The organism is Saccharothrix carnea (genome assembly GCF_003014735.1).
Lineage (GTDB): Bacteria > Actinomycetota > Actinomycetes > Mycobacteriales > Pseudonocardiaceae > Actinosynnema > Actinosynnema carneum.
Genome location: NZ_PYAX01000003.1, coordinates 421,625 through 440,685, shown reverse-complemented (window position 1 = coordinate 440,685; position 19,061 = coordinate 421,625). Strand labels below are relative to the sequence as shown.

Sequence of the window (19,061 nt, the reverse complement as noted above, 5' to 3'; positions counted from 1 at the left end):
GCTACCGTGACGAGCGTGACCTCCACGCTCGTCAACGCCAAGGGCCTGACCAAGCACTTCGGCTCCTTCGAAGCCGTCCGGGGCATCGACGTCGAGGTGAGCCGGGGCGAGGCGTTCGGCTTCCTCGGGCCCAACGGCGCGGGCAAGTCGTCGACCATGCGGATGGTGTCGTGCGTGTCACCGCGCACCGGCGGCGAGCTGCGCGTGCTCGGCCTGGACCCGGACACCGACGGCCCGCGCATCCGTGCCCGCATCGGCGTGGTGCCGCAGCAGGACAACCTCGACACCGAGCTGACCGTCCGGCAGAACCTGCAGGTCTACGGCCGCTACTTCGGCCTGTCCCGGTCCGCGGTGCGGGCCAAGGCGACGGAGCTGATGGAGTTCGCCCAGCTCAGCGACCGGGCCGACGCCGAGGTGGAGCCGCTGTCGGGCGGCATGAAGCGGCGGCTCACCATCGCCCGCTCCCTGGTCAACGACCCCGACCTGCTGCTGCTCGACGAGCCGACCACGGGCCTGGACCCGCAGGCCCGCCACCTGCTGTGGGACCGGCTGTTCCGGCTCAAGCAGTCCGGCGTCACGCTGATCATCACCACGCACTACATGGACGAGGCCGAGCAGCTGTGCGACCGGCTGGTGGTGATGGACGGCGGCCGGATCGCGGCCGAGGGCTCGCCGGGCGAGCTGATCCGCCGCTACTCCACGAAAGAGGTCTTGGAGCTGCGCTTCCCGCCGGGCGAGCAGAGCGGTGACGAGGTGCGTGACCTGGCCGAACGGATCGAGGTGCTGCCCGACCGGGTGCTGCTCTACACCTCGGACGGCGAGGCGGCGCTGGCGGCGGCGCACGCGCGGGGCGTGCGGCCGGTGTCCAGCCTGGTGCGCCGCAGCACGCTGGAGGACGTGTTCCTCCGCCTGACCGGCCGGACGTTGGTGGACTGAGATGAGCACGCACGTCGTCAGCCCGTGGCGCGCACCGCTGATCGCGGTGGAGCACCACTGGACCTGGTACCGCCGCAACTGGCGGGCCACGGTGATCTCGAACTTCCTGCAACCGGTGCTGTTCCTGCTGGCCATGGGCGTCGGCTTCGGCTCGCAGGTGCGGGAGGGCGAGGCCACCGGCGGCCACCCCTACCTGGTGTACCTCGCGCCGGCGCTGCTGGTCATCACCGCCGTGCAGAACGCCGTGTTCGAGTCGACGTGGGCGGTCTTCTCGGCGTTCAAGTGGCAGCGCACGTACCTGGCGGCGGTGGCCACCCCGATCACGCCCGCGCAGGTGCTGCACGGCCAGCTGCTGTGGATCGCGCTGCGCCTGGTGACGGGCACCGCCGTGTTCCTGCTCATCGCGGTCGCCCTGGGCGCGATCAGCAGCCCGATGGCGGTGCTGGCGGTGCCGTTCGCGGCGCTGGCGGGCATGGCGTTCAGCGCGCCCGCGGTCGCCTTCACCGCCACCCGGGAGAAGCCGGACTCGTTCAACGCGATCTTCCGCTTCCTGGTGATGCCGATGACGCTGTTCACCGGCGGTTTCTTCCCGCTGAGCCAGCTGCCGGCCTGGATCCACCCGCTGGCCTGGCTCACCCCCGTCTGGCACGGCATCGAGCTGGCCCGCGGCGCGACGTTCGGCACCCTGCGCCTGCTGCCGGCGCTGGGCCACGTCGCCTACCTGTCCGCCCTGGTCGCGCTCGGCGTGCTCCTGGGCCGCCGCTACTTCCGCCGGAGGCTGGCCGTATGACCAACGAGACCTCCACGACCGACGTGCCCGCGCCGAGCCCGTCCGCCGCGCCGCGCGGCCGTGCCGGTCTGCTGCTCCGGATCGTCCCGCCGGGCCTGTACGCGGGCCGCGCCCACGTCCTGGTCGAACGCTCGTACCTGGTCAGCACGCGCGGCTGGATGTCGGTGCTGTCCGGGTTCTTCGAGCCGCTGTTCTTCCTGTTCTCCCTCGGCTACGGCCTGGGGCAGCTGGTCACCACGGTCGCGGGCCCCGGCGGGCCGATGCCGTACGCCGAGTTCGTCGCGCCCGCCCTGCTGGCCGCCTCGGCGATGAACGGCGCGGTGTTCGAGGCCACGTTCAACCTGTTCTTCAAGTTCAAGTACGCCAAGACCTACGACGCCGTGCTGGCCACCCCGCTCGGCCCGGTCGACATCGCCCTCGGCGAAGCCGCGTGGTGCCTCATCCGCGGCGGCCTGTACTCGGCCGGGTTCATCGTGGTCATGCTCGGGTTCGGGCTGGTCAGCTCGCCGTGGGCGCTGCTGGCGCTGCCCGCGTGCCTGCTCGTCGCGCTGGCGTTCGCGGCGGTCGGCATGGCCGCGTCCACGTTCATGCGCTCGTGGCAGGACTTCGACCTGGTGCAACTGGCCGTGATGCCGCTGTTCCTGTTCTCGACCACGTTCTACCCGCTGTCGGTCTACCCGGGCTGGTTGCAGACCGTGGTGCAGTGGACGCCGCTCTACCACGCCATCGAGCTGATGAGGGCGCTGACCACGGGTTATGTCGGCTGGGGCGCGTTGGTGAACGTCGCGTACTTCGTCGTGATGGCAGTCGTCGGAGTGGTTGTCGCCGCACGCAGGCTCGGCAAGTTGCTGCTGACCTGAGCCGCGCGAACACTGGACGAACCCCGAGTACCGGAGGTCGTCATGGACGTCATCGCACTCATCGGCCGCATCCTGTTCGTGTTCCTGTTCTTCGGCTCGGCGATGGGCCACCTCACGCAGACCGCGGCCATGGCCGGCTACGCCGCGTCCAAGGGCGTCCCCTCGGCGAAAGCCGCCACGTTCGGCAGCGGCGTGCTCATGGTCATCGGCGGGTTGATGCTGCTCCTGGGCGTGTGGGCGGATCTCGGCGCGTTGCTGCTGGTGCTGTTCCTGCTGCCCACGGCGTTCCTCATGCACAACTTCTGGAAGGAGACCGACCCGCAGGCCAAGCAGATGGAGATGATCCAGTTCAACAAGGACCTGGGCCTCGCGGGCGGCGCGCTGATGTTCTTCGGCCTGTACGCGGGCCCCGGCTCCGAACTGGGCCTCACCGTCACCGGACCGCTGTTCTGATGCGCGCCGGCGCTGCCGTTACCCTGGTCGTGTGAGTGTCGAGTCGGTCTTCCCCGCCCTGGAACCCCTGCTGCCGAGGGTGTCCAAGCCGGTGCAGTACGTCGGCGGGGAACTCAACGCCACCGTGAAGGACTGGGACGCCGCCGCGGTGCGGTGGGCGCTGATGTACCCGGACGCCTACGAGGTGGGGTTGCCCAACCAGGGCGTCATGATCCTCTACGAGGTCCTCAACGAGCAGCCGGACGTGCTGGCCGAGCGGACCTACGCGGTGTGGCCCGACCTCGAGAAGCTGATGCGCGAGCACGGCGTGCCGCAGTTCACCGTGGACGGCCACCGGCCGGTCGGCGCGTTCGACCTGCTCGGGGTCAGCTTCGCGACCGAGCTGGGCTACACGAACCTGCTCAACGCGCTGGACCTGGCCGGCATCCCGCTGCACGCCGCCGACCGCACCGAGGATCACCCGATCGTGGTGGCGGGCGGGCACGCGGCGTTCAACCCGGAGCCGATCTCGCCGTTCATCGACGCGGCCGTGCTCGGTGACGGCGAGGAAGCCGTCCTGGAGATCACCGACATCGTCCGCGCGTGGAAGGCCGAGGGCCGTCCGGGCGGTCGGGACGAGATCCTGACCAGGCTCGCCGAGACCGGCGGCATCTACGTGCCCCGGTTCTACGACGTCGAGTACCTGCCGGACGGCCGCATCCAGCGCGTGGTGCCCAACCGCGAGCGGGTGCCGTACCGGGTGTTCAAGCGGACCACGATGGACCTCGACGCGTGGCCGTACCCGAAGCAGCCGCTGGTGCCGCTCGCGGAGAGCGTGCACGAGCGGATGAGCGTGGAGATCTTCCGCGGCTGCACGCGCGGCTGCCGGTTCTGCCAGGCGGGCATGATCACCCGCCCGGTGCGCGAGCGGTCCATCGAGGGCATCGGCGCGATGGTGCAGCGCGGTCTGGAGGCGACCGGGTTCGAGGAGGTCGGCCTGCTGTCCCTGTCCAGCGCGGACCACTCGGAGATCGCCGAGATCACCAAGGGCCTCGCCGACCGCTACGAGGGCACGAACACGAGCCTGTCGCTGCCGTCGACCCGGGTGGACGCGTTCAACATCGACCTGGCGAACGAGCTGTCCCGCAACGGCCGCCGCTCGGGCCTCACGTTCGCCCCGGAGGGCGGCAGCGAACGCCTCCGGCGCGTGATCAACAAGATGGTGTCGGAGGAAGACCTCATCCGCACGGTCAGCGCGGCGTTCAGCGCGGGCTGGCGGCAGGTGAAGCTGTACTTCATGTGCGGCCTGCCCACCGAGACCGACGACGACGTGCTGCAGATCGCGGAGATGGCCAAGAACGTCATCCGCGCGGGCCGCGAGGTCTCCGGCCGCAAGGACATCCGCTGCACGATCTCCATCGGCGGGTTCGTGCCCAAGCCGCACACCCCGTTCCAGTGGGCCGCCCAGTGCGACCCGGACACGGTGGACGACCGGCTGAAGAAGCTGCGTGACGCGGTGAACTCGGACCGCGCGCTGGGCCGCAACATCGGCATGCGCTACCACGACGGCAAGCCGTCGCTGATCGAAGGCCTGCTCTCGCGCGGCGACCGGCGCATCGGCCTGGTGATCGAGCGGGTGTGGCGCGAGGGCGGCCGGTTCGACGGCTGGTCCGAGCACTTCTCCTACGACCGCTGGGTGCAGGCGGCCGAGGCCGAGCTGCCCCCGTTGGGCGTGGACCTGGCCTGGTTCACCACGCGGGAGCGCGAGGAGCTGGAAGTCCTGCCCTGGGACCACCTGGACTCGGGCCTGGACAAGGAGTGGCTCTGGGCGGACTGGCAGGACGCGCTGGACGAGCGCGAGCAGGACGACTGCCGCTGGACGCCGTGCTTCGACTGCGGTGTGTGCCCGGCCATGGGCACCGACATCGAGGTCGGGCCCACCGGTCGGACGCTGCTGCCGATCTCGCCGGTCGGCAAGGGCTCGCCCGTGCGCAACCCGGCGTTGACCAAGGGCTGACCGCTCACGGGCGGGCCTGCACCGCGTCGACCCGGATCGCGCGCATCGGGCACACCCGCGCCGCGGCACGCACCTGCGGCGCCTGGTCGGCGTCGGGGTTGCGGGCGTAGCGCAGCCGCCCGTCCTCCAGCAGCCGGAACACCTTGGGCGCCTGCGCCTGGCACAACGCGTAGTGCCCGCACCGGTCGTGGTCGACGGCCACCCGGACACCGGTGGGCTCGGGCCGCGCCGGCGGGTCGGCCTCGACCAGGCCCAGCCGCACGAGCAGCGGCGGCGGCAGGAACCGCAGCACGGTCAGCGTCACCGCGGGCATGAGCACGGTGATACCGCCCAACCACACCACGGCCACGTGCCCGCTCGCGGACGCGCCCAGCCACGCGTGCATCGCGCCCAGCCACACGCCCACGTACGCGAGCCGGTGCAGGCGCAGCCAGTCGCGGTGGAACGCGGTGCGCCGCAACGCGGCCGTCACCGAGGCGGCGAGCACGAGCTCCAGCCCGACCACGCCCAGCGCGTGCCGCACCTCGCCACCGCCGACGAGCGGCACCACGAGCTGGTAGGCCGCCGGGGAACCGTTGTCCAGCAACAGGAACGACACCGCGTGCGACCCGGCCATGACCACCGCGAACGTCGCCAGCGCCTGGTGGGTCACCCGCAACGCGGACCGCCCGGTGATCCGGCGGACCCAGCCGGTGGCGGTGAGCACGCCCCAGCACGCGGCCAGGCACATCGCCACGTACGCCAGCCGCCCGGACAGCGTGGCGACGTCCCACACCCCGGCGTCGTGCTCGGAGACCGCGTGCACCACGTCCGCACCCCCTGTTAAAGCCTTCTGCAGAGGAACTACGAACGTGCCGCGCGACGGTTCGACAGAACGTTCAATCAAGACCTGTGATCTACCTCACACGGCGAATTCCGAGTAACGCGCATGGTCGCCCCGCCGTGTAGTACCTTTCCGGCAGGTCGCATTCGCCCCGCCGCGCGCGAACCCCGGGAGGTCGGTTACTCCATGAATTCAGCAGGCGGTGTCCAGGTGGTCGACGCGCGGTCCGGGGAAGAATTCGTGACCGCGTTGTACGCGCAGTTCAAAGGCGTGTTGTACGCCCAGGTGCTCGGTCTGACCAACCGTGACCGGCAGTGGGCGGAGGACGTGGTCCAGGAGACCTTGATCCGTGCGTGGCAGAACGCCGAGACGCTGGTCCGCGACCCGCGGATGCTGCGCGGCTGGCTGCTCACCGTGGCGAGGAGGATCGTCATCGACGGGTGGCGTACGAGGCAGGCCAGGCCCCGCGAAGTAGAGCTGACCAGCCCGGACGCGGTCGAGGTCGCGGACGGGACCGAGCAGCGGCTGTCCATCATGGTGATCAACGACGTGATCGGCAGGCTCGGCGAGGAGCACCGCGCCGCGATCTACGAGACCTATGTGCGCGGTCGCACGGTGCGTGAGGCGGCGGTGGTGCTCGGCATTCCGGAGGGTACCGTGAAATCGCGCGTCTACACCGCGATGAAGATCCTCCGCCGCGCCGTGCGGGAGTGGCACTGAGAAAGGCTTCCGCCGGTCGACCGGGAGAAAGGGGCGATCGAGCGCGGGCCTATTCTTCGCGGGCCGGTCGAATCGGCTCGCGAAAGTCGGACCTCGATTCTCGCCGAAGACCGGCGTGGCGTCTCTACGGTGGGTGCCGAAGGAAATTCCGCGATCCCGCGCGCGATCCTTCGGTACCGAAGGTGCTGGACAGGTGTCCTACCGTGGTGGTTCCGATCCACCGCCCGGCTGCGCCGCAGCAGATCGGAGCTCCCCGGTGACCGCATCGACTCCGGCACTGCCCGGTCGGGACCGCGAACTGCGCGCCGCCCGCGCGCTGCTGCACGGCGCGCTCGCCGGCCGGACCACGACCCTGCTGGTCACCGGCGAGATCGGGATCGGCAAGTCGGCCCTGCTGACCGCGATCGCCGACGACGCCCGCGCCCTCGGCTTCACGGTGGTGACCGCGATCGGTGCGCGGCTGGAGAGCGACTTGCGCGGCGGCGTGATCACCAGGCTGGCCGAGGGCCTGCACGACGGCCCGGCCGAGTCGCTGGACCGGTTCCACCGCGTGGTCCGGGACGCGCTGGGGCAGGGGCCGCTGCTGCTGGCCGTGGACGACGTGGAGCTGTCGGACAGCTGGTCCCTGCGCTGCCTGGCCTACGCGCTGCGCCGGGTCGCCGACCAGCCGCTCGCCGTGGTGCTGACCGCCACCACCGGCCAGGCACCGGTCGGCGAGGTGACGTTGCCCGAACTCCTCGGCGCGCACCACGAGCACGTCGAGCTGACCGGCCTGGACGTGGACGCGGTGGCCGCCTTGGTGGGTGACGCTCCCGCGGCGGCCTGCCGTGAGGTGACCAGGGGCAACCCCGAACTGCTGCGGGCGTTGGCCGATCAGCTGCGGCCGGGCGTCACCGCGGCCGAGGTGCACGCGCTCGGGTCGGCGGAGATCGGTGCCGCGCTGCGCCTGCGGTTGCGCCGTCACGACGGCGCGGCGGAGGTGGTGCGTGCTGCGGCCGTGCTGGGGGAGGACGCGACCGTGGACCGGCTCGCCGCGATGGCGGACGTCGAGCCGCGGCGCGCGCTGCGGCTCATCGACGGCTTGGTGCGGCTGCGCGTGTTCCGCGACGACTACCCCCTCGGCTTCGCCCACGCGTACGTGCGCAACGCCGTGCTGGCCGATCTGCCGGTCGCCACCAGGGCCGCCGACCACGCGCGTGCCGCCGTGCTGCTGCGGGACGCGGGCGCACCCGATGAACGGATCGCCGAACACTTGCGCGGAGCGCGCGCCGTGCCGCTCCCGTGGGCCGTGGAGGTCTTGCGCCGTGCGGCCCGCAAGGCGACCTACGACGACCGGCTGGACGCCGCACAGGACTACCTGGAGCGCGCGCTGGAGGAACGCCTGTCCTCCGACGAACGGCTCGCCCTGCAGCTCGAACTCGTGCACGTGACGTTCCTGGTCGACCGGGTCGCGGGCATGGACCTGCTCCGCGACGCCCTCGCCCACGCCGACGACGCCCGTTCGGCCGCCGGACAGGCCGTCACCATGCTGCTGCGGCTGTGCAGCGGCCCCGAAGCCCGGCTGGCCGTGTCCATCGGCCTGCAACTGGTGTCCCGCCTCACGTCCCAGGAGCACGACGAGTCGTGGGAGCTGCGGGTCCTGGCCTACCTCGCCGGCGCGGGCAACGACGTCGCCCTCGCGTTGCGCGCCGGCATGTTCACCGACGAGCTGGAATCGGAGGTGCCGCACTCACCGAGGCTGCGGCAGGTCCACTCCGCGCTGCTGTCGCTCGGGCACGCGTTGCGCGGCGAATCGGCTGAGGACGCCGTCCGGTACGCCGCCGAGGCGTTGGAGGGCGAACGGGTCGACGTGTTCGTGCAGCCGTTCGTGTTCACCGTCAGCACGTGCTTCCTGGCCGACGCGCCCGACCTGTCGGAGCGGTTCCGCCGGATGATCGGCAGCGAGGCCGAGCCGCACGACTACCACCTGCGCAAGGGCACGGTCGTGTCGATGGCACACGGCATGGACTTCCTCGCCCGCGGCGACCTGGTGCGCGCCAAGACGTTCCTCAAGTGGCAGCTGCGGCTGTTCGACGAGCTCGGCGCGGTCGCGGTGTGCCCCATGGCGATCCTGTGCGCGGCCCGGCTGGTGGAGGTGCTGGTCGACCTCGGCCGGTTCGACGAGGCGCGGGACCTGCTGGCGCGGCACGGCTTCGCCGACGAGCTGCCGGAGCTGTTCCAGCACAACGTGACGCTGTTCGCGCGGGGCAAGCTCAAGCTCGCCACCGACGACCACGCCGGCGCCCTGGCGGACCTGCTGGAGTGCGGGCGAAGACTCACCGCGTCCACAGTGGACAGTCCGGCGGTCCTGCCGTGGCGGTCACTCGCCGTGCGGGCACACCTCGCGCTGGGACACCGGGAAGCCGCCGCCCACCTGGCCGCCGAGGACCTCGCCCGCGCCAAGCGCTGGGGCACGCCGCGCGCCATGGGCACCGCGCTGGTCTCCCTCGGCCTCACCACCGACGACGAAGCCGCGACCCGGGCGTTGCTCAAGGCGGTGGACTACCTGACCGGATCGGTCGCCCGCCTGCTGCACGCCGAGGCGTTGCTGGAACTGGGCGCCCGGCTGCGCCGCCGCGGGCACGCCGAACGCGCCATCCCGCACCTGCGGCAGGCCGTCGAGCTCAGCGCCCGCTGCGAGTCCAAGCCGCTGATCCGCCGCGCCGCCGAGGAGCTGCGCGCCTGCGAGCCGGCCACCGCGCACGGCACGGTGCACGGGTTGACCAAGCAGGAGACGCGGGTCGCCGGCATGGCCGCGCAGGGCCTGACCAACCGGCAGATCGCCGAAGCCCTGTTCCTCACCCGCCGCACGGTCGAGCTGCACCTGTCCGGCGCCTACCGCAAGCTCGGCATCGCGGGCCGCGCCGACCTCGCGGGCGCGTTGCGCCGCCACCAGGACCAGTACTCGGCCTGACCTACTCCCGCACGGCGGCGAGCGCGTCGACCAGGCCGTGCCCGTAGAAGCCGTTGTACTCCGAGTGGCCCGTGCAGAACGCGTCCTGCGCGCCCGTGCCGTTGAGGTCGTAGTCCGCCGGGCACGGCAGCGTCTCCGCCTGCGAGTTGAGCATCTTCGACAGGTCCAGCGCGCTGGCCTCGGGGTGCGTGGACGCCAGCAGCGCGGCCACGCCCGACACGTGCGGCGCGGCCATCGACGTGCCGCACGAGTAGTCGTACCCGGCTGCGGGCACGGTCGACAGCACGCACCCGCTGCGCCCGTCGTCCGGCGCCTGCCTGCGGTCACCGCCCGGCGCGGCCACGTCCACCGCGCCCAGCCCGTAGGAGCTGTACCCGGCCTTCACCCTGTCCGCGCCCACCGACGACACCGCCACCACGGTGCGCAGCTGCGCGGGCAGCACCAGGCACGTGCTGTCCACCGGCCGCGGCTTGACGTCCTCCGGCGCGGCGTTGGTCGGGCTCAGCGCGTCCCGGCCGGGCTTGGTCAGGTCGGCCGCCGTGTTGCCCGCCGCCGCCACCGCCAGCACACCGCGCCCGGACGCGTGCTCCACCGCCCGCCGCACCGCCTCGTACACCACGGACTGGCCCTGCTCGTCCTGGCAGGTGAACACCCACGGGTCGATGAAGTAGCTGTTGTTGGTGATGGTCATGCCCCGTTCGGCGGCCCACATGAACCCGCACACCGCGTACTCGGGGTAGATGAACCCGGCGTCGTCCACGACCTTCACCGACGCGATCCGCACGCCCGGCGCCACGCCCGTGGTGCCGAGGCCGTCGTCGGCCGCCGCGATCGTGCCCGCCACGTGCGTGCCGTGCCCGGACGTCGTCGGCGCCCACGCGGCGGGCGACGGGTCGGCCACGCCGGTCGTGCAGCCGGCCGACAGCGCCGGGTCCAGCGCGCCGACCAGGTCGGGGTGCGCCGGGTCGATGCCCGAGTCGAGCACGCCCACCACCACGTCCCGGCTGCCCTTGCTCACCGCGTGCGCCTCGGCCGCCCGGATCAGGTCCATGTCCCACTGCTCGGCCGTGCGGTCCGCCGCGCCGGCCGAAGCGCGCGCCCCGGCCGTCTCGTCGTCCTTCTTCTTCTGCCGGGCAGGTGCGCCGTTGCGCTTCGACAGGCCGTCTGCCTGGGCGCTGTACGCCCGGTGCGTGCCGATGTGCTGCCCGAACCGGGGATCCGGCGACACGGCCACGGCCACGGCGATCTGCGGGTAGTAGTGGGCGGTCGTGCCGCACGCGGCGGCGATCTGCGCCTCGGCCAGCGGCGCGCTCGTACCCGGGTCGAACACGACCAGGTAGCGCAGCGTCGGACCGGGCTGGACGCAGTCCACCGCGGGTACCGGCACCTCGGGTTCGGCCGCTGACGCGGTCACCGAGAAGCAGCCGGTCGCGAGCAGGGCCGCGCTGACCGCGGCCGCTTGGACGCGGCGGTGCAGAGGCACGGGGGACCTCCAGGGCTGGACCGGTGACGGGAGCCGTCTGCCCGACTTCCGGGCGAACCGTCGATCGGACTGCTGCTGCCGGACCGTAGCCAGCCGGGGCGGAGCAGACAAGCGCAACGGTGCCGAACAGGTCCAAGGTACCGTCCTCGTGGAGTAGGAGCGTGGACCGTTGGGGTGCGAAACCCCGTCGCGGCCCACCCGGCACCCAAGGGGAGTAGCTCTGAGCCGCCAGCAGCAGCCCAACCCGTCGGCCGCACCTGTGCAGAAGCTTCGACTGCGCTACGCCAAACGCGGTCGGCTGCGGTTCACGTCACACCGTGACATCGCGCGCACGTTCGAGCGCGCGCTGCGGCGGGCAGGCGTCCCCATGGCCTATTCCCAGGGCTTCAGCCCTCACCCGAAGGTGTCATGGGTCGGCGCGGCGCCCACCGGCGTGGCGAGCGAGGCCGAGTACGTCGAGGTGTCCGTCGTCGACCGGGTCGACCCGGACGCGCTGCGGACCGCGCTGGACGCCGTGCTGCCGCCCGGGCTCGACGTGCTGGAGGTCGTCCAGTCGGCCGGTGGCACGCTGCCCGAGCGGATCGAGGCCAGCGCGTGGCGGGTCGAGCTGCCCGGCGTGTCGCCCGAAGAGCTGACCGAAGCCGTGACGGCGTTGATGGCTTCGGGGTCCGTGCAGGTCGAGAGGCTGACCAAGGACGGCAAGAAGATCGTGGACGTGCGGCCGGCGATCGTATCGGCCGAGGTGGAGGCGTCGGCGGGCGTGCATTCGAGCGACGCCGGACACGATGCACGAGATTTGTCACAGCCGTGTGGGATACTCATGACGGTCGTACGGCAGACAACCCCTACCGTGAGGCCCGACGACGTGCTGAGTGCGCTCCGAGTCGTCGCCGACCTGGTTCCGCCGGTCCCCGCGAAGGCGACCCGGATGGCGCAGGGGCGGCTGGACGATGAAGGCGGCCTGGTCGACCCGCTTGCCCTGGACAGGGCAGCGGAGGTCTGACCGGGCGGTGATCGGAGCGGCGCTGACGGCGTCGTCGACAGAGTTATAGGACCTGCTGTGCCGCGTGCTCGAACGGGTGGGCGCCACAGCGCGAGGCAAGGATTCCCGCCGCCAGCCGCGGCGGTGAGTGGACAAGAGAGGCCCCTGCGCGGCCGCGTCGGTTGGGACGCGCCCGGGGGCGGAGGAGCTGCATTGTCGAACACGGAAAAGCCTGCCGGCGCCGCCGGCGGGGGTAACGCCACATCCGCACACCCGGATCTGGCGGATCTGCCCGCCAAGCTGCGGGTGCACGCGCTGGCCAAGCTGCTCGGCGCGAGCAGCAAGGACGTGGTGGCCGCCCTCGCCGACCTCGGTGAGCCGGTCAAGGGCGTTCAGTCGAGCGTGAGCCGCGATCTCGCGCTCAAGGTGGCCGAGAGCCTCTTGGGCTGGGACGACATCGTCACCGGCGAGGTGGACGAGCAGACCGAGGAACCGGTGGCGGTGGCCCGCGAGGTCGCGCCGCTGGTGCCGCTGTTCGCGCCGCCGTCCGCGGTGTTCCTGCCGCCGACCCCGGTGGCCAAGCCCCCGGCGGTCAAGGAAGTCCCGGTGGGCCGGGACGACGACCTCGACGACACCGAGGACGACACCGACGAGCACGCAGCCGCCGACGACGCCGGTGACGAGGGCGAAGGCCGCCGCCGCCGTCGTCGTGGTCGGCGTGGCCGCGGTCGCGGCAAGGGCGTCGAGGACAACGGCGACGACGAGCAGGGCGAGGAGCAGGCCGAAGCCGCCGAAGCCGAGGCCGAGAGCCCGGACGAGGCGTCGGCCGACGACGAGGGCGCGGGCAGCCGTCGCCGCCGCCGTCGCCGTCGCCGCAAGACCGGCGCCGAGGAAGAGGCCGCCGCGCCGAGCGAGGACGACCCGCCGAACACGGTCGTCCACGTCCGCGAGCCCGCCCGCGACGCCCGTGACGACAAGGCCGACTCCGAGGCCGCGCAGAGCGAGGTGCGCAGCGTCCGCGGGTCCACCCGGCTGGAGGCCAAGCGCCAGCGCCGCCGTGACGGCCGCGAGGCCGGTCGCCGCCGCGCCCCGGTGCTGTCCGAGGCCGAGTTCCTGGCCCGCCGCGAGGCCGTGGAGCGCACGATGGTGGTGCGCGAGCGCGGCGAACGCACGCAGATCGGCGTGCTGGAGGACGGCGTCCTGGTGGAGCACTTCGTGACCTCGTCGGGCAGCGGTTCGCTGGTCGGCAACGTCTACCTCGGTCGGGTGCAGAACGTGCTGCCCTCGATGGAGGCGGCGTTCATCGACATCGGCCGCGGCCGCAACGCGGTGCTGTACGCGGGCGAGGTCGACTGGGACGCGGCCGGCCTGGAGGGCAAGGCCCGCAAGATCGAGCAGGCCCTGTCGACCGGTGACAGCGTGCTGGTGCAGGTCACCAAGGACCCGGTCGGCCACAAGGGCGCCCGGCTGACCACGCAGATCAGCCTGCCCGGTCGCTTCCTGGTGTACGTGCCCGGCGGCGGCGCCACCGGCATCAGCCGCAAGCTGCCCGACAACGAGCGCAAGCGCCTCAAGGACATCCTCAAGCGCGTCGTCCCCGAGGACGCGGGCGTCATCATCCGCACCGCCTCGGAGGGCATCGCCGAGGAGGAGCTGGCCCGCGACGTGACCCGCCTGCAGGCGCAGTGGCAGGTCATCAAGGACAAGGCCGACACGCCCAAGGCCCAGGCTCCGCAGCTGCTGTACGAAGAGCCGGACCTGCTGGTGAAGGTCGTGCGCGACCTGTTCACCGAGGACTTCGCCGCGCTCGTCGTCCAGGGCGCGGACGCGTGGGAGACCATCGACGGCTACGTCCGGCACGTCGCGCCCGACCTCCAGGAACGGCTGCGCAAGCACGTGCTCAACACCGACGCGTTCACCGAGTACCGCATCGACGAGCAGCTGCTCAAGGCGCTGGACCGCAAGGTCTGGCTGCCGTCCGGCGGCTACCTGGTCATCGACCGCACCGAGGCGATGACGGTCATCGACGTCAACACCGGCAAGTTCACCGGATCGGGTGGAAACCTCGAGGAGACGGTGACCCGGAACAACCTGGAGGCGGCCGAGGAGATCGTCCGCCAGCTCAGGTTGCGCGACATCGGCGGCATCATCGTGATCGACTTCATCGACATGGTGCTGGAGTCGAACCGCGACCTGGTGCTGCGCCGGCTGACCGAGTGCCTGGGCCGTGACCGCACCCGCCACCAGGTGGCCGAGGTGACGTCGCTGGGCCTGGTGCAGATGACGCGCAAGCGCGTCGGCACGGGCCTGCTGGAGGCGTTCTCGACGACGTGCGAGCACTGCCGCGGGCGTGGCCTGGTCGTGACGACCGAGATGCACGCGCACGGCAACGGCAACGGTGGTGGCCAGCCCCAGCAGCAGCAACAGCAGCAGCAGGGCGGTGGCCGCAAGTCGCGCCGCGCCAAGCACGCGGACGTCCCGGAGCCGGTGGCCGAGCAGACCGTGGAGCCGACCGAGGAGCCCGAGGCGGTCGCCGAGCAGCCGACGTCGGACGAGCCCTTGGCCGCCGTGGTGGAGGAGGAGGCCGCGCCGGAGACCCCGAAGCGGGACCGCCGCCAACGCCGCCGCGCTCGTCGGGAAGCCGGTGCCGTGATCAAGCACGGTGACGAGGAGCCCGCGCAGTCGGTGGAGTCCACCGAGCAGCTCGCGCCGGAGCAGTCCGTGGTCGAGCCGCCGGTATCCGAGTCGCCAGTGGTCGAACAGCCGGCGCCGGAGCAGTCCGCGCCGCAGGAGCCCGAGGTCGAGCAGTCGGCTCCTGAGCCGTTGGTCGCCGAGCAGGCCGCTCAGGCGCCCGCGGACCCCGTCGCGGCCGAGCAGCCCGTCGAGGCCCCGTCGGCGCCCGTCGCCGAGCCGGTCAAGACGGGGCGGACCCGCCGGCGGGTGACCAAGCCCGCCATGGTGCCCGAGCCCGTCACCCCGCCCGTCGCGGTAGCCCCGGTCGAGGTACCGCCCGTCACCCGGACGAGCGCCCCGGTCCAGGTCGCCGAGCAGCCGGTCAACGGCCACGTCGAGCCGGGCACGCCCGCGGTGACCACGCGTCGCCGCGCGGCCCGTCGTGCCGCCTCCCGGCCCGCCGGCCCGCCGCTGGACGGGGTCAAGGAGAGCTGACCGACGCACCACGCGCCGAACCGCTGCCCGGCCTGGCCCGGCAGCGGTTCGGCGCGTTCGGCCCGGTTCGGACGTGACGCTGTGACCAGCAAGAACTTGGTTCACGGACCCCGGTTTGACCACGCCGTCCACCGCCACGTAACCTGATACGCGGCCCGCCGTCCGGTGGGCCCTGTCGCGTGAAGCCCAGCGTGCTCGTCAGCAGTGCAGCCGAGGCGCGCGCGATCCCGTCCCGTCGAGTAGCAGGAGACTTCCGTCCCGATGTACGCGATCGTCAAGACCGGCGGCAAGCAGTACAAGGTGGCTGTCGGCGACGTCATCGAGGTCGAGAAGCTCGAAGGCGAGCCGGACACCGAGATCACCTTCGCGGCGCCGCTCCTCGTTGTGGACGGCGATGACGTCACCTCCGCGGCGGACGCCCTGGCGAAGTTCTCGGTGACCGGCAAGGTCGTCGAGCAGACCAAGGGCCCCAAGATCCGCATCCACAAGTTCAAGAACAAGACCGGCTACCACAAGCGCCAGGGTCACCGCCAGAAGCTGACCCGCGTCGAGGTCACCGGCATCACCGGTAAGTGAGGATCTGACTAGCCATGGCACACAAGAAGGGCGCATCCAGCTCCCGCAACGGCCGTGACTCGAACCCCCAGTACCTCGGGGTCAAGCGGTTCGGCGGTCAGGTCGTCAAGGCCGGCGAGATCCTGATCCGCCAGCGCGGCACCAAGTTCCACCCCGGCGTCAACGTCGGCCGCGGCAAGGACGACACGCTGTTCGCGTTGGCGCCCGGTGCGGTCGAGTTCGGTACCAAGCGCGGTCGCAAGACCGTGAACATCGTCCCGGTCGAGGCTGCTGCCTAAGCAGCTCGAGCGAGACGGATCGACCTCAAGACGAGGGGCGGGACCGGTGCATTCCGGCTCCCGCCCCTCGTTGCTTCTGCTAGAGAGGAATCCCCGTGTCCCGCTTTGTCGACCGGGTCGTCATCCACGTCGCCGCAGGTGACGGGGGCAACGGGGTCGCGTCCGTGCACCGCGAGAAGTTCAAGCCGCTCGGCGGCCCGGACGGCGGGAACGGCGGCAAGGGCGGCGACGTCGTGCTGGTCGTCGACTCGCAGGTGCACACGCTCCTGGACTTCCACTTCCGCCCGAACGCCAGCGCCGGCAGCGGCAAGGGCGGCCAGGGGGGCAACCGCGACGGCGCGAACGGCGCGGACCTGGAACTGCGCGTGCCCGATGGCACCGTCGTGATGACGCCCGAGGGTGAGGTCGTCGCGGACCTCGTCGGCGAGGGCACCCGCCTGATCGCGGCCCAGGGCGGCCGTGGGGGGCTCGGCAACGCCTCCCTGGCGTCCAAGGCGCGCAAGGCGCCCGGCTTCGCCCTGCTGGGTGAACCGGGGGAGCAGCACGACCTCGTGCTGGAGCTGAAGTCCGTCGCCGACGTCGGCCTGCTGGGCTTCCCCTCGGCGGGCAAGTCGTCGTTGATCTCGGTGCTGTCCGCGGCCAAGCCGAAGATCGCCGACTACCCGTTCACCACGCTGGTGCCGAACCTGGGCGTGATCACCGGCGGCGAGACGATCTTCACCATGGCGGACGTGCCCGGCCTGATCCCCGGCGCGTCCGAGGGCAAGGGCCTCGGCCTGGACTTCCTGCGGCACATCGAGCGCTGCGCGGTGCTGGTGCACGTCGTGGACTGCGCGACCTACGAGCCGGACCGCGACCCGCTGTCGGACATCGACGCGCTGGAGGAGGAGCTGGCGAAGTACACCCCCTCCCTGGCCGACGACCTGGCCGAACGGCCGCGCGTCGTGGTGCTGAACAAGATCGACATCCCGGAGGCCCGTGAGCTGGCCGAGCTGGTGCGCCCGGACATCGAGGCACGCGGCCTGCCGGTGTTCGAGGTGTCCACGGCCAGCCGCGAGGGCCTGCGCGAGCTGACGTTCGCGTTGGCGCGCGTGGTCGAGGAGTACCGGGCGTCGCGGCCGAAGCAGGAGTCGACCCGGATCGTGCTGCGGCCCAGGGCCGTGGACGACCAGGGCTTCACCGTGGTGGAGGACCCGGAGACCGAGGGCGGCTTCATCGTGCGCGGCGAGCGGCCCGAGCGGTGGATCCGGCAGACCGACTTCAGCAACGACGAGGCAGTCGGCTACCTGGCCGACCGGCTCGCGCGCCTGGGCGTGGAAGAAGCGCTGGTCAAGAAGGGTGCCGAGCCGGGCTGCCAGGTCACCATCGGCAACCTGGTGTTCGACTGGGAGCCGACGACGCCTTCGGGCATCGCGATGACCATGAGCGGTCGCGGCACGGACGCGCGGTTGGAGGCGAGCAACCGGGTCGGCGCGTCCGAGCGGTTGGCGGCGAAGAAGGCCCGCCGCCTGCCCGGCGTCTACGACGAGAACGGCGCCGACGAGTTCGAAGAGGACGACGACGAGTGATCGGTTCGGTGGCGGCGTCGCCGGCCAGGCAGGCTGTGGCCGCGGCGTCCCGGGTCGTGGTGAAGGTCGGGTCGTCGTCGTTGACCACCGCCGCGGGCGGGCTGGACCGCTCTCGGCTGGATGCGTTGGTCGACGCGGTCGCGGCGCGGTGCGCGTCGGGCAGCCAGGTGGTGCTGGTGTCGTCGGGTGCGATCGCGGCCGGTCTGGCGCCGCTGGGCGTGTCCCGGCGGCCCCGTGACCTGGCCACGCAGCAGGCGGCGGCGAGCGTCGGGCAGTTGGCGTTGGCGCACGCGTACGCGAACTCGTTCGGGCGGTTCTCGCTGACGGTCGGGCAGGTGCTGCTGACCGCGGACGACGTCGTGCGGCGGTCGCACTACCGCAACGCGCAGCGCACGTTCTCCCGGCTGCTGGCGCTCGGCGCGGTGCCGGTGGTGAACGAGAACGACACGGTGGCCACCGAGGAGATCCGGTTCGGCGACAACGACCGGTTGGCCGCGCTGGTGGCGCACCTGGTCGGCGCGGACGCGTTGTTCCTGCTCTCCGACGTCGACGCCCTCTACGACGGTGATCCGCGCCTGCCGGGTGCCCAGCGCGTCACCGAGGTGGCCGGTGCGTCCGATGTGGACGGTGTGCGGGCTGGTTCGGTCGGCGCGTCGGGACTGGGCACCGGTGGCATGGCGTCGAAGCTCGCGGCGGCCCGGTTGGCGGCGTCGGCGGGCATCCCCGTGCTGCTGGCGGGTGCGGCGGACGCGGCGCGGGCGTTGAGCACGGCGGACGTCGGCACGGCGTTCGCGGTGACCGGCCCGAGGCTGTCCGCGCGCCGCTTCTGGCTGGGGCACGCGGCCGACGCGACCGGCAAGCTCGTGCTGGACGACGGTGCGGTGGCCGCGGTGGTCGGCCGCCGGCGTTCGCTGCTGGCGGCGGGCATCACCGGGGTCGAGGGCGCGTTCGAGGCCGGTGACGTGGTCGAGCTGGTCGACCTGTCCGGTCACGTGGTGGCCCGCGGCGTGGTCGGTTTCGACGCCGCCGAGCTGCCCTCGCTGATCGGCCGCAAGACCGGTGACCTCCCGGCCGAGCAGCGACGGGAGGTCGTGCACGCCGACGACCTCGTGCCGTTGCGCGCCTGAGCTTCAGGCCCGGTTGCGCAGCCGCCGTTGGTTGGCGCCGGCCAGGGCGGGCGACGTGGACAAGACCAAGATCGTCGGCATCATCGACGGCCTGGAGGCGGCAGGGCTGGTCTCCCGGCGGCCCGACCCGGACGACGACCGGCGGGCGCGGATCATCGAGCCGACCGCCGACCGCCGACCGCCGACCGCCGACCGCCGCAAGCGCTTGCGCGCCGCCCGCGCCGCCGTCCGGCGCCTGGAGGACGACTTCCTGTCCGCGCTGTCACCCGCTCGGTGCACCATGCTGCTGTCCGACCTGCACGACCTGGGCGGCGAACCGGCGGCGCGGCTGACCGCCGGTTCGTGAGC

At 72.1% G+C, this 19,061-nt stretch carries 16 protein-coding genes; 14 read left to right on the top strand and 2 right to left on the bottom strand.

Annotation, left to right across the window (positions count from 1 at the left end; translation table 11 throughout):
• The first annotated feature begins 15 nt into the window (after positions 1-15).
• From B0I31_RS10375 to B0I31_RS10355, 5 genes are read left to right on the top strand one after another with little or no spacing between them, the layout of a single operon-like run.
• Positions 16-936, top strand: coding sequence for an ABC transporter ATP-binding protein (locus B0I31_RS10375; RefSeq protein ID WP_245949790.1), 921 nt, complete (start codon positions 16-18; stop codon positions 934-936).
• Between the two features lies 1 nt (position 937).
• On the top strand, positions 938-1,726 hold the full coding sequence (locus B0I31_RS10370; protein ID WP_106615104.1) for an ABC transporter permease: 789 nt from the start codon (positions 938-940) through the stop codon (positions 1,724-1,726).
• Entirely contained in the window at positions 1,723-2,586 is an 864-nt protein-coding gene (locus tag B0I31_RS10365) for an ABC transporter permease (RefSeq protein WP_106615103.1), read from the top strand. The genes B0I31_RS10370 and B0I31_RS10365 overlap by 4 nt, the downstream gene beginning before the upstream one ends.
• A 42-nt stretch (positions 2,587-2,628) precedes the next feature.
• Positions 2,629-3,039: a DoxX family protein gene (locus B0I31_RS10360; protein ID WP_106615102.1), complete on the top strand. Its 411-nt coding sequence runs from the start codon at positions 2,629-2,631 to the stop codon at positions 3,037-3,039.
• 31 nt (positions 3,040-3,070) lie between these two features.
• Positions 3,071-5,035, top strand: coding sequence for a TIGR03960 family B12-binding radical SAM protein (locus B0I31_RS10355; protein ID WP_106615101.1), 1,965 nt, complete (start codon positions 3,071-3,073; stop codon positions 5,033-5,035).
• A gap of 4 nt (positions 5,036-5,039) precedes the next feature.
• Here B0I31_RS10355 and B0I31_RS10350 read toward each other — a convergent pair whose 3' ends face one another.
• Entirely contained in the window at positions 5,040-5,843 is an 804-nt protein-coding gene (locus B0I31_RS10350; RefSeq protein ID WP_245949789.1) for a ferredoxin, read from the bottom strand.
• Between the two features lie 201 nt (positions 5,844-6,044).
• Here B0I31_RS10350 and B0I31_RS10345 point away from each other — a divergent pair, with 201 nt between their 5' ends.
• Together B0I31_RS10345 and B0I31_RS10340 are read left to right on the top strand one after the other, a co-directional pair.
• On the top strand, positions 6,045-6,578 hold the full coding sequence (locus B0I31_RS10345) for a sigma-70 family RNA polymerase sigma factor (protein WP_106615100.1): 534 nt from the start codon (positions 6,045-6,047) through the stop codon (positions 6,576-6,578).
• A gap of 256 nt (positions 6,579-6,834) precedes the next feature.
• The gene (locus B0I31_RS10340) at positions 6,835-9,531 is read left to right on the top strand and encodes a LuxR C-terminal-related transcriptional regulator (RefSeq protein WP_181320083.1); all 2,697 of its coding nucleotides are present in this window, start codon (positions 6,835-6,837) and stop codon (positions 9,529-9,531) included.
• A gap of 1 nt (position 9,532) precedes the next feature.
• Here B0I31_RS10340 and B0I31_RS10335 read toward each other — a convergent pair whose 3' ends face one another.
• Positions 9,533-11,014, bottom strand: a complete 1,482-nt coding sequence (locus B0I31_RS10335; RefSeq protein ID WP_106615098.1) for a S8 family peptidase — start codon at positions 11,012-11,014, stop codon at positions 9,533-9,535.
• A 259-nt stretch (positions 11,015-11,273) separates the two neighbouring features.
• Between B0I31_RS10335 and B0I31_RS10330 the strand changes: the two genes are divergently transcribed.
• The 7 genes from B0I31_RS10330 to B0I31_RS10300 all read left to right on the top strand — a co-directional run bounded on the left by B0I31_RS10330 (position 11,274) and on the right by B0I31_RS10300 (position 19,059).
• A complete protein-coding gene (locus tag B0I31_RS10330) occupies positions 11,274-12,017 on the top strand; it encodes a TIGR03936 family radical SAM-associated protein (protein ID WP_073889557.1) in 744 nt (247 codons plus the stop codon).
• 192 nt (positions 12,018-12,209) lie between these two features.
• Entirely contained in the window at positions 12,210-15,164 is a 2,955-nt protein-coding gene (locus B0I31_RS10325; RefSeq protein WP_106615097.1) for a translation initiation factor IF-2 N-terminal domain-containing protein, read from the top strand.
• Positions 15,165-15,425: 261 nt separating this feature from the next.
• The gene (gene rplU / locus B0I31_RS10320) at positions 15,426-15,740 is read left to right on the top strand and encodes a 50S ribosomal protein L21 (protein WP_053722830.1); all 315 of its coding nucleotides are present in this window, start codon (positions 15,426-15,428) and stop codon (positions 15,738-15,740) included.
• A gap of 14 nt (positions 15,741-15,754) precedes the next feature.
• Entirely contained in the window at positions 15,755-16,018 is a 264-nt protein-coding gene (rpmA, locus tag B0I31_RS10315; RefSeq protein WP_073889563.1) for a 50S ribosomal protein L27, read from the top strand.
• 95 nt (positions 16,019-16,113) lie between these two features.
• Positions 16,114-17,586 carry a GTPase ObgE gene (gene obgE / locus B0I31_RS10310; protein ID WP_106615096.1) on the top strand — a complete coding sequence of 491 codons (1,473 nt, stop codon included), beginning with the start codon at positions 16,114-16,116 and terminating at the stop codon, positions 17,584-17,586.
• Positions 17,583-18,713 (top strand): glutamate 5-kinase, encoded by a 1,131-nt coding sequence (proB, locus tag B0I31_RS10305; protein WP_181320082.1) that lies wholly within the window; start codon positions 17,583-17,585, stop codon positions 18,711-18,713. Before obgE ends, proB begins: the two co-directional genes overlap by 4 nt.
• Complete coding sequence (locus B0I31_RS10300) at positions 18,646-19,059, top strand: MarR family transcriptional regulator (RefSeq protein WP_281262284.1); 414 nt, start codon at positions 18,646-18,648, stop codon at positions 19,057-19,059. Before proB ends, B0I31_RS10300 begins: the two co-directional genes overlap by 68 nt.
• The last annotated feature ends 2 nt before the right edge of the window (positions 19,060-19,061 follow it).